This is a genomic window from Clostridium sp. (genome assembly GCF_030532265.1).
Lineage (GTDB): Bacteria > Bacillota > Clostridia > Clostridiales > Clostridiaceae > Clostridium.
Genome location: NZ_JAUNLM010000063.1, coordinates 1 through 11,129 on the forward strand (window position 1 = coordinate 1; position 11,129 = coordinate 11,129).

The 11,129-nt window shown below is 25.9% G+C and carries 10 protein-coding genes; 4 read left to right on the forward strand and 6 right to left on the reverse strand.

Annotated features, from left to right (window positions below):
* Positions 1-56: 56 nt before the first annotated feature.
* Both arcA and Q4E08_RS10555 read right to left on the reverse strand, forming a co-directional pair.
* Complete coding sequence (arcA, locus tag Q4E08_RS10550; RefSeq protein ID WP_303130788.1) at positions 57-1,295, reverse strand: arginine deiminase; 1,239 nt, start codon at positions 1,293-1,295, stop codon at positions 57-59.
* 559 nt (positions 1,296-1,854) lie between these two features.
* Positions 1,855-3,210 (reverse strand): FAD-dependent oxidoreductase, encoded by a 1,356-nt coding sequence (locus tag Q4E08_RS10555; RefSeq protein ID WP_303130801.1) that lies wholly within the window; start codon positions 3,208-3,210, stop codon positions 1,855-1,857.
* A 357-nt stretch (positions 3,211-3,567) separates the two neighbouring features.
* Between Q4E08_RS10555 and mscL the strand changes: the two genes are divergently transcribed.
* The 3 genes from mscL to Q4E08_RS10570 all read left to right on the forward strand — a co-directional run bounded on the left by mscL (position 3,568) and on the right by Q4E08_RS10570 (position 5,128).
* Positions 3,568-4,011 carry a large conductance mechanosensitive channel protein MscL gene (gene mscL, locus Q4E08_RS10560; protein ID WP_303130789.1) on the forward strand — a complete coding sequence of 148 codons (444 nt, stop codon included), beginning with the start codon at positions 3,568-3,570 and terminating at the stop codon, positions 4,009-4,011.
* A 15-nt stretch (positions 4,012-4,026) separates the two neighbouring features.
* Positions 4,027-4,386 carry a CoA-binding protein gene (locus Q4E08_RS10565; RefSeq protein WP_303130790.1) on the forward strand — a complete coding sequence of 120 codons (360 nt, stop codon included), beginning with the start codon at positions 4,027-4,029 and terminating at the stop codon, positions 4,384-4,386.
* Between the two features lie 292 nt (positions 4,387-4,678).
* Positions 4,679-5,128: a hypothetical protein gene (locus Q4E08_RS10570; protein WP_303130792.1), complete on the forward strand. Its 450-nt coding sequence runs from the start codon at positions 4,679-4,681 to the stop codon at positions 5,126-5,128.
* Positions 5,129-5,161: 33 nt separating this feature from the next.
* Here Q4E08_RS10570 and Q4E08_RS10575 read toward each other — a convergent pair whose 3' ends face one another.
* Positions 5,162-6,796 (reverse strand): diguanylate cyclase, encoded by a 1,635-nt coding sequence (locus Q4E08_RS10575; RefSeq protein ID WP_303130793.1) that lies wholly within the window; start codon positions 6,794-6,796, stop codon positions 5,162-5,164.
* A 260-nt stretch (positions 6,797-7,056) separates the two neighbouring features.
* On the opposite strand from Q4E08_RS10575, the gene Q4E08_RS10580 reads away from it, so the two are divergent.
* The gene (locus Q4E08_RS10580; RefSeq protein WP_303130795.1) at positions 7,057-7,305 is read left to right on the forward strand and encodes a hypothetical protein; all 249 of its coding nucleotides are present in this window, start codon (positions 7,057-7,059) and stop codon (positions 7,303-7,305) included.
* 52 nt (positions 7,306-7,357) lie between these two features.
* On the opposite strand, the gene Q4E08_RS10585 is transcribed toward Q4E08_RS10580, so the two are convergent.
* The 3 genes from Q4E08_RS10585 to Q4E08_RS10595 all read right to left on the reverse strand — a co-directional run.
* The gene (locus Q4E08_RS10585) at positions 7,358-8,206 is read right to left on the reverse strand and encodes a YitT family protein (RefSeq protein ID WP_303130796.1); all 849 of its coding nucleotides are present in this window, start codon (positions 8,204-8,206) and stop codon (positions 7,358-7,360) included.
* A 193-nt stretch (positions 8,207-8,399) separates the two neighbouring features.
* Positions 8,400-10,184 (reverse strand): oleate hydratase, encoded by a 1,785-nt coding sequence (locus tag Q4E08_RS10590; RefSeq protein ID WP_303130798.1) that lies wholly within the window; start codon positions 10,182-10,184, stop codon positions 8,400-8,402.
* A 224-nt stretch (positions 10,185-10,408) separates the two neighbouring features.
* On the reverse strand, positions 10,409-11,129 hold a 721-nt coding region (locus tag Q4E08_RS10595; RefSeq protein WP_303130800.1), incomplete at its 5' end, for a dicarboxylate/amino acid:cation symporter.

The window sequence follows — 11,129 nt, forward strand, 5'->3', positions numbered from 1 at the left end:
TAGTAAACACTTAAATTTATATATTTAAACTATTTGTATATTTATATTGTTTTAAATTATAGATCTTCTCTTATTAGTGGCATTGACATACATCTTGGGCCGCCTCTACCTCTTGATAATTCTGATGATGGAATTACGTGTATTTTAATTCCATAATCTTCTAATATTTTATTAGTTACATAGTTTCTTGAGTAAACAATAACTTCTCCTGGTGCAATAGCTAATGTATTTGAACCATCATTCCATTGTTCTCTAGCAGCGATTATTTCATCTCCACCACCACATTTAATTAATGTAACTTTTCTATCTAAATATTTGCTTAATATATGTTCTAGTGTATCCACTTCTTTAGTAGTCTTAAGCATGTTTGGATTTTCTGGATCTTTTGTTATTGCATAAACATTTAAAGGTCCTACTATTTCTGGATGAACTGTGAATTTGTCATAGTCAACTTGAGTAAATACTGTATCTAAGTGCATAAATGCTCTACTTACTGGTATTTGGAAAGCTAAAACTGTTTTGAATGTTGTATCATCATTGAATAATATTCTCTTAGCTAGCTTTTCAACTGAAGCTGAATCAGTTCTTTGTGAGATACCAACTGCTAATGTATCTTTTGAAAGTATTAATTCATCTCCACCTTCTAATGAAGTAGTTTCATCTCTGTTGAACCAGAATGGAACATCTTTATCTTTAAATCTTGGATGATATTTAAATATATATTTTGCAAATAATGTTTCTCTATTTCTTGTTTCAGTTCTCATATGGTTTAATGTTATACCATGTCCAATTGTTGCAAATGGGTCTCTTGTAAAGTAAAGATTTGGCATTGGATCACAAACAAATGGATAAGTGCTATTTACTAAATCATATAAAGAATCTCTATGATATTCTTTTAATTCTTCTTTTCTAACTCCTGCCATCATCTTATCAACCATTGGCTTATTTTCGAAGCTTAAGAAATATTTCATTAATGCTTCTCTTAATGATTCACTTTCAACTCCAGCTTCTGTAATAAATTCATTTATGAATTCTTTTTTTACTTCTTCGCTAGTTGAAATTGCTTCTGCTGCAAGTTCTTCTAAGTAAAGAACTTCTACTCCTGCATCTCTTAAAGTTTTTGCAAATGCATCATGTTCTTCTCTTGCAATTTTTAAGTATGGGATATCATCGAATAATAATCTGTCTAATAGATTTGGAGTTAAATTTTCAATTTCTTCTCCAGGTCTATGTAATAAAACTGTTTTTAATCTACCTATTTCTGAGGTAACATTTAAAGCTCTATCATTCTTCATATTATCACTCTCTTTCTTCTTTAGTTATTTTATAAACATGTTAGGGGTCAAATGCTTTTTGCTAACGCTGTTTACAGTTATAATTATAGCCCCTCAAAAAACGATTACAAGCCATTTTTTTACATAAAGTGTATAGTATTTTTTGATTTTATTCACCCCAAAAAATATTATTAATTACATATAATGTATTAACCCTTATTAACTGTACTCTTGCACGAAATTTTATTAAGAAGGATTTCCTTCAATTATATGAATATTCAATGCATAAATTAGGAATATTTTTTTTATATTTTTTTGTAAAATATACACTTTTTTCGCTAATTTAAGATATTTTTTAATAAAAACCCCTTAAAAGCCACTATTTTGATGGATATTCAATGTAATATATTGAAATTTTTCCTTCATAAGTAAATTATTTTATATATTTTTGCATAAATTTTATAATGCATAAAGTGAATATTCATTATAAAGTTAATAAAAGCTCTAGTAATTTATAATTTTTATAAATTACTAGAGCTTTTTATATTTATATATTAACTTTTAATCCTTATATTTCTTATTAAATACCCTTTATACTTTGCTCAAAATTAAATGTATTATTAGAGTCATATTTTCTTTTTACTTCTTTTAATTTCACTATATTTTTTCCGTAGTATTCTTTCTCATAGTCATCTAATGAATCTATTGGGAAGTTTATAAATGAACCTTCTGTAATTGATTTTATAAATTCAAATCTTTCTTTAACCCAATTTACATTTATTTCTGCATACTTTAAATCTTCCCATACAGATTGAAAGCCCATTATAAATTTTGCATTCCTATAATAAAATGCTGTATTACTTTTTTCAATATCAGAAACCGCTCCACCTAAACCATAAAATGAAACAGCTGTATATGTTGAACCTTCTGCTCTTTCTGATACAACTTCTATAATTTTTTTAATTTCTTCTCTATTATAATCTCTAAGAACAAATCTTCCTCCAGACTTATACTTTTCATAATCTGGATGACTATCTTGTATCCATCTATTAGCATCTAAAACAGTCATGTACTCTAAATTATAGTACATTTTACTTCCCTTAGACTTAATACTTTGTAAAATCTTATTAGCTTCTTCTTTCTTTCCATAAAAAAGTCCTGTCATTTTTATACCGTGACCTTTTTCTTGTGAATTATATATAGCTGTTTTTAAATTCATTCTTCTATCTAAAGTTTTATATGTATTTTGAAGTTCTTCAATTATATCAATTTTTTCTTCAATATCAATATTATTAAAATCAATATTTATTAAAGTTGCCATTTCAATTTTATTTGGAAGCTTAAATGTCATTGAAGTAACTATTCCAAAATTTCCTCCCCCTGAACCTTTAAGTGCCCAAAGTAAGTCTTTATTTACATCATTATTTAAAGTAAGTAAATCTCCATCACAATTAACTAATTCTGCTTCTATTAAGTTGTCACATCCAAGTCCAAGTAATCTACTTGAATATCCCCAACCTCCTCCTAAGGTAAATCCTATAACTCCCACAGTTGGACATCCTCCTCCTGGGAAAGGATATCCTAGTGAATTTAAAGCTTCATAAAGTTCTCTATTTCTTACTCCACCATCTATTTTTACTGTTTTATTATCTTCATCAACATAAATATTATTCATTTTGCTTACATCTATAATAAATATATCATTTCCAGTTGAATACCCTTCATAATGATGACGTCCTGACCTTATTCTAAATTTAATTTTATTTTCTTTTACAAATTTTAAAGCTTCTATAACTTCTTTAGCTGTCTTTGGATAACATATAACCTTAGGATATTTTTGTATTGCTCTATTCCATGCTTCTCTATTTTCTTCATATAAAAAATTATTTCTTGTTATAATTTCACTACTTAAACTTTTATAATCTAAATCTCTCATCTTTTCACCTTCTATTTCTAAAAACATATAAATTTATTATAATACTTTCTTATAATAAAAAATATTAAAAATATAGTAAGCTTAAAGACTTTTTAATATATTTCTATTTAATTTTATAAAATTTATATAATTAAATATTTATCTATTATATTTTTTATATTCATTTTTAAAATAAATCTCTAACTATATAAAATATTTATTTATAATAATTATCAAAAAAATTATATTATTACCTAAAATGTATTATTTTTTAATAATTTGTTACCTTTTAAAAAATTTTGTGATAATTTTTTAATACATTACTATTATTTATATTTAATTAGGATACAATATTATAAAAAGAAAGGAGAGATTGTTTTGTGGAATGAATTTAAAAAATTTGCAATGAGAGGCAATGTTGTTGATTTAGCTATTGGTGTTGTTATTGGAGGTGCTTTCTCAAAGATAGTTACTTCTTTAGTAAATGATATTATTATGCCTGCTGTTGGTTCTCTTGTTGGTAAAGTTGATTTTTCTAACTTATATATAAACTTAAGTGGTAAACCCTATGATTCACTTAAAGCAGCTCAAGCAGCTGGTGCAGCCACTATTAATTACGGAATATTTTTAAATAATATACTTAACTTTTTAATAATCGCGTTTTCTATATTTATAGTAATAAGACAATTAAATAAAATTAAAGATAGAGCCTTTAGAAAAGAAAAGGCTACGGAAGAAGCTACTACAAAAGATTGTCCTTATTGCTTTACTGAAATAAATATTGAAGCTACTAGATGTCCTCATTGTACATCTGAACTTTAAAAAGGAGATGTTTTTATGAGCGTAGAAATTTTTAGAACTTTTAATAATTGGGTTGTTATTGGAGATATCTCTAACGAATCAAAATATGCACATAAAATATTAAAAAAGCTTAAAAATAATGGACTTAATGCTAATGGTGTACATCCTAAAGGTGGAAATAAAATTTTTAAATCTTTAAAAGAAGTTCCTTATAAAATAGAAGCTATTGATTTATGCATAAATAGTGCTGAAGGACTTAAATACATAAAAGAAGCTAATTCTTTAGGAATTAAAAATATACTTATACAACCTGGTGCTGAAAGTAAAGATATACTAGATTATTGTATTAAAAATAATTTAAACGTAGTACAAGGTTGTGCTCTTGTAGATTTATAAAAAATTTTTTATATTTTGAATATTTTATTGATTATATGGCAATTATTATAATACCCAATAAAATAATTTAAAATTTAAATTATTTCCCCCCAATCCCAATATTGTTAAGATCACACCTTAGCAATTTATATTAAACCCTTTCTAATTGACCTTCGTTATTTACGGAGGTCTTTTATTTTTATAAATTTTTAAATTTATTTAGTATAAATTCCTCTTTTTAGCAAACAATACTATATAAAGATAGAAAAACTTGATTTATATACTATATATATCTAATTAAGGAGGAATACTAATGAAGTCAAAATTCAATAAAATCTTTGGATTTTTTATAATTTTTACGATGATTTTAATACCAATTAAAGCTAATGCATCACAACCTAAATCTAAACCTCAAGAAAAACTTTTCAGCACAAGTGATTTTTCTGTTCAAGCAAACAACGTAAATTTAATAGTAAATAATCTATATAAAGTATCCGATACTTTAGTTCTAGATGGTTATATTTACAACGGAACTAATTTAACTTTAACAGAAATAAAAGATTTTGAATTAGAGTTAACCGATTCAAAAGGAACACCATTTGCAAGAATTATACTAGATAAAATAGATATACCTAAATTTTTCTATCCATTCCATGCTAAAAGAGTTCAATTTACCTTTAACAATAAATCTTTTAATTTAAAAAATACAAATTTGGATAATATAAGCTGGAAATTTAATTATAAATATAAAGAGGCTCCTTAAAATTAAAACTTAACCATTATTTATGGTTAAGTTTTAATCAACTAACCCCTCTTTTATCATATCTTCTATATGAATATATCCATTACGTCCAGAATTCTTAATTCCATATAAAGCTTTATCTGCTAATTTTATCGAACTTCCTAAGTGATCTAAAGAATATATATTTGCAATTCCAATACTTAAAGTTACGAATTTTTCAACATTTGAAAAATTATGAGAAATATTTTCTTTATTAATGTTATATTTTATTTTTCTTGCTATATCTATTGCTTCCTCTTTTGATGTTTTCTTCAATACAATGCAAAATTCTTCTCCACCATATCTAGCAACTACATCACCTTTTCTACAACTTCTTTTTAAAACATTTGCTACTGTTTTTAAAACCAAATCCCCCTTTTGATGACCATAATTATCATTATAAAGTTTGAAATAATCAACATCTATCATAAGTATAGATATTGGAATGTCCTTTTTATTTATTTTCTCCATATAATTATTTAAAAATCTTCTATTATAAATATCACATAATGGATCTTTCATAGATTCCTTTTCAGATTTACTTACCTTTTTAACTAATAAAAATACTAATATACAAAATAAAACAGTAAGTATTAATATAGACTTCCAAAGTTCCTTATTCATTGAATTATTAATTTCTTCAATAAATTTATTATTTAAATGATATTTACATTGAGAATTATCAAGCTGCTCTATTTCTTCTTCTCTATCATAATATTTTTTTAAAAGTCTAATATACTGTTGTTTATTTATTTTCTTTGAAATATCTATTCTTTTACCTAAAGCTTCTAGTTCTAAGTATGTTTCCCCTTCTTTATGTGCCTCTATTTCTAACTTTTTAAAATACTCTTCTGATTTTTTATCTTCACCCTTTTTTAAGTAAAAGTTTGCAATAGCTCTAAGCCTTAATACATCTAATTCAGTAAAATCTATTCTTTTATTTCTTTTTTGCAACTCTTTAATTTTAGATAAACATTTTTCTGCTTCATCTAACTTCCCATTATTTATATTGTCTAAAGTTACATATGTATAATAAATAATTAATATATCATCTTTATATTCAGGAGATATATAATTAATATATTGATATGAATTGTCTAGAACATTTTTAAACTCCCTAAAGTTTCCAACCCTTAAATGTATTTCTGCTAAATTAAGTAATGAATAGGCTTTAATATAAGCACTTTCCTGCCTATCATATATTTTTTCCTTAGAAATCTTAAGTAACATCTCTGAACTTTTTACATATTCACCAATATTTCTATAAGATATTGCTATATTTATAAGTGATTTTAATTTATTACTTTTATCAGCATATTTATTTGATTTTTCATAATTAACTATAGCATTTAAAAATTTTCCTTGTTGTAAATTTATAATACCTAGATAATTATATAATATAAATTTTTCATTTCCACATAATAATTCCTGCATAATTTTATTATTTAACAGGCTATTAATTTTCCCTTCAGCCTTATTGTAATCTCTATCTTCAATATACTTTCTAATTTCAATTAATGTTTTATTTTTAATTTCTATATAAGGCTTATTTTCTTTGTTTTTATAAATTAATGTAACCGATATAATTAATGTTCCTATTATTACAGAAAAAATTATTAATAAAATAATCTTCTTTTTTCTTCTCTTCATAAGTACTCTATTACCTTTGGTTTTATTTTTTAACTATAAAATTTAATATAATTAAATTATATTACTATTATACCTAATTTTACTAATAATTTTAAAATATTTTTAAACATTTAACCTTTATGTTACAATTTGTATATTATATTGCTTATCTAATTGATTGTTTTATTATTATTTACATAATTAAATAAAGGATTTTTGTTAATACTATAGAAAGATATTAAAGATAAGATTAATATTAAATACATATTAGGAGGTAGCGTATGTTTTCAATTATGTTAATTAAAATTTCACCAAGAAATGAAATTGCACCAAAAGTTCAAGAGCTTTTAACTAAACATGGATGTATAATTAAAACAAGACTTGGTCTTCATGAAGCTAGCACAAACTCATGCTCTCAATCTGGTCTTATAATTTTAGACTTACTTAATGAAAATCAAGACGAAATTAATGAATTAAAAGATAAATTAAATAATCTTGATGGAGTAAATGCTAAAGTAGCAACAATATAAAATAAATCCCTAAAAGTAAAACTTTTAGGGATTTATTTTTAATTAGAAATTACTATATCAAAGATTTATCTATAAATTTACCCATAACCTCAATTGTTGGTTGAACATTAACAAATGCATCTGGGTCTATATCTAAAATTACTTTTTTTATAAAAAATAGTTCTTGTTTTGATATAACTGTAACTATTGAACTTAATTCTTCGTTAGTATATCCACCACGCAAATTAGCATTTACAGTAACTCCACGCAAGTTGTTTTCAAGTAATCCTTGTACAACTTCTTTTTCCTTCTTTGTAAATATATTAACGGTTAATTTATATTGCTGAATGTAGAATAAATCAAGAACTTTTGTAGTAGCATATATTGAAATTAAACTATATAATGCCATTTCCCAACCATACATTATTCCTGCCATAAATAATATAATTCCATTTAATATAAATCCAAGCTGTCCAACAGATTTACCTGTCATTTTTTGAATTACAAGTATTATAATATCTGTTCCTCCAGTTGAAAAACCTAATCTAAAACAAAATCCAACTCCTGCTCCAGTAAGTATTCCCCCAAAAATTGATGCCAAAAGTATGTTATCTGTAATCTTATAAGATGGTATTATTCTAATAAAGAATGATGATGAAAGTACTGCTAAAAGGCTATAAAAAGTGAACTTTTTTCCAAGCTTTTTCCATGATAAAAATATAAGTGGCAAATTAATTAATAATACCCAAGTTGAAATCTTTATATTAATTCCTAAAAAATCAGTTCCAGTTGCTGATAATAACTGTGATAATCCAGTAACTCCAGCAGAATATACTTTAGCAGGAGTTAAGAATGAATTTATTCCAATACCTGCCAACAATCCATAACCAATAGTCGCTATTACTCTATAAAACACTTTCATATTAAATTTATTACCTCCTTATCATATTTTTTATTATTTCTTCCATATTATACACCATTTTTGTATTCATAAAATAAATTTAATAAAATTTTTGCATAATTAAAATGAGCTAAATAATACAGCACTATATTTAGTATTACTTAGCTCTATATATTATATATATTTTTAGTATATTTTCAAATTATTTTTTAATTTATTTTCTATAAGCAGTTTTTAATGCCATCTTTAACACTTTAGGATTTTTCTTATATTCAGTTACTGGACATACCTTTTTATCTTTTACATTAAATAATTTGTATATAGCAATTCTTGCTGCACGTATTGAATACTCATCTGTAAATACCATATCTTCTGGTATTTCAACAAATTGACTAATCATAGCAAAATTAGTTGATCCTTCAGGTACAACTTGTGGTCTATCACTCATTTTACGTGGTTGGAATTGTGAATCAACATATGGCATCATACATGGTATTACATTGACTACACTGTCCATTATTTCATCTAAATGTTCTTCCATGTGTAATTGATAAATAAGTTCTGTTAATAATTCTTTACCTGTACAGTCACGCATTGGTTTCTTTACATAATCTCCAACTCTATCTGTATGCAATCCATATCCCCAGAATATTGTCTCATCAATTGGTTGATTTACAAAGTGTGGTTGTGCTGCAACAACTATACTCATAAGCCAACTTGAATCCTTAAATGTCATTAAAGCACCACTTCCTGGAATATTTCCTGAAAATTCTTCGATTAGTTTAAGCATTTTATTTCCTTTACATGTAACTGTGAAACTTTCCCAATTAGTTTGTTCTGGATGTCCAAAGAATGGTTCTGGATTTCCAAGTCCTTCTTTTTTAACTGCTATTTTTCTCCAAAGGTCTCCTGATATTGGATTTGCTGAATTAAATTCTGGAGCTGTATTTAAATCACCTAAAGTTGCACAATCTGTCATACATCCATTTATCATAATACAAACATCATTATCACTTAGTTCAATTTCTTTTTCAGTTCCATCTTCATTTACATGTATCTTACTTACTGTTATACCTTCTCCATCCTTAAAATCTATATCAGTAACAACAGTATCTGTATGGAAGTTAACTCCATATTTATCTAAATAAGCTTCTAATGGACGAATAAGTGAATCATATTGATTATAAGGAGTACGTGTAACCCCTTCTAATGTTTCAATACGTGAAAATTCTAAAATCATACGTCCCATATAACGTTTAAATTCAAAAAGACTAGACCACTTTTGGAATGCAAATGTTGTTTGCCACATATGCCAGAAATTTGTTTCAAAGAAATGTGGCATATCCTTAAACCAATCTTCGATAGTAAGGTCATCTAATTTCTTTTCATCAATCATCATAAGTTTTCCAAGTGCCATACGTTCAGCATTTGTAAATCCCATACTCTTAACATCTAAAATAACACCATCTTTATCTACTAAACGAGCTTGAGCATGAGTTGGATGTAAATGATCAAAATTTAATATTTCTTCGGTTACACTCATACCAGGCATATATAATGAAGGTATACTAGAGAATAGTTCCCATAGATTTTCATAAGTTTCCTCATTTAACATTCTACCTCCACGACATACAAATCCACCCTCTGGAGTTCCTATTCCATCATTACTTCCACCTAAAATATTCATTCCTTCAAAAATATGAATGTTTTCACCATTGAAATTACAATCTCTTATAAGATAAGCTGCACCTGCAAGTGAAGCAATACCTCCACCTACAAAATAAACCTTTCCATCTTCATAATTTACATATGTTACTTTATATTCTTCTTTTACCTTTGATTTTTCTTTAAGTTTTTTAGCTCCTATGGCAGCTACTGTTGCAGCACCAGCTATAGCACCAATTTTAATTAAAGTACTCTTATCTATCTCCTTTTTATTAAGCTTTTTATTTTTAAGTAAACTTAAATTTTTATAATTTCCTTTTCTTAAATTTTTCATATAACATCCCTTACCTTTCAAAATATATTTTCCCTTTAAAACCTTTTGTATTCTTTACTTCATTATAATTCTTTAAAGCAAAAAAACTATTACCTTATGTAAATATTTGCACATTATTAAGAATTGACATTTTATTTACACAACTTTATTAATTACTAAAAATTTATTATAGTAAAAATATAAAAATACGAGCTTTTTAAAATAAAAAAGCTCGTATAATTTCTTTATATTTCTTTCACTACTTCTATATTTGCTATATTTTTATTTTTCCTTTTTTCTGTCTCATTAACTACAACTGCCGCAACTGCTGAACCAGTTACATTTGTTGTAGTTCTTATCATATCAATTACAGAGTCTACTGCAATAACCATTGCCATTCCTTCAATTGGAAGGCCTAAGGTTGCAAGTACAACAGTTGTTGACATAGTTGCAGCACCTGGTACTCCAGCAATCCCTATTGAAGATACTATTGTTGTAATAATTATTAAAGCATATGAATAAGGAGTAAGCTCTATATTAAAAACATTAGCTACAAAAACTGCAACTATTGCTGGATAAAGTCCTCCACATCCATTCATTCCTATTGTAGAACCAAGTGGAGCTACAAAACTTGCAATTTCTTCTTTAACTCCTAAATTTCCAACTAAAGATTTAATTGTAACAGGTAATGTTCCATAACTACTTTGACTTGTAAAAGCTACAACTTGTGCTGGGAAGATTCCTTTTAAAAATTTAAACGGATTTTTCTTTGCTATAAATGCAACTAATCCTGTATGAACCACACCCATTTGAATTAATGCTGATATATAAACAGCCAATATAACTCCTATTAATGATTTAATAGTATCTATTCCATTTTTTGCACCAGCTACTGCAATTAGTGCAAATACTCCATAAGGTATTAAACTTAAAACCATTTTAGTAATTCTAAGAACTATATCATAA

Excerpts from the sequence above, each read along its gene's own strand:
- Q4E08_RS10575 (WP_303130793.1), bottom strand. The coding sequence starts at position 6,796 with ATGAAGAGAAGAAAAAAGAAGATTATTTTATTAATAATTTTTTCTGTA.
- Q4E08_RS10565 (WP_303130790.1), top strand. The coding sequence starts at position 4,027 with ATGAGCGTAGAAATTTTTAGAACTTTTAATAATTGGGTTGTTATTGGA.
- Q4E08_RS10555 (WP_303130801.1), bottom strand. The coding sequence starts at position 3,210 with ATGAGAGATTTAGATTATAAAAGTTTAAGTAGTGAAATTATAACAAGA.
- Q4E08_RS10570 (WP_303130792.1), top strand. The coding sequence starts at position 4,679 with ATGAAGTCAAAATTCAATAAAATCTTTGGATTTTTTATAATTTTTACG.
- Q4E08_RS10585 (WP_303130796.1), bottom strand. The coding sequence starts at position 8,206 with ATGAAAGTGTTTTATAGAGTAATAGCGACTATTGGTTATGGATTGTTG.
- arcA (WP_303130788.1), bottom strand. The coding sequence starts at position 1,295 with ATGAAGAATGATAGAGCTTTAAATGTTACCTCAGAAATAGGTAGATTA.
- Q4E08_RS10590 (WP_303130798.1), bottom strand. The coding sequence starts at position 10,184 with ATGAAAAATTTAAGAAAAGGAAATTATAAAAATTTAAGTTTACTTAAA.
- Q4E08_RS10580 (WP_303130795.1), top strand. The coding sequence starts at position 7,057 with ATGTTTTCAATTATGTTAATTAAAATTTCACCAAGAAATGAAATTGCA.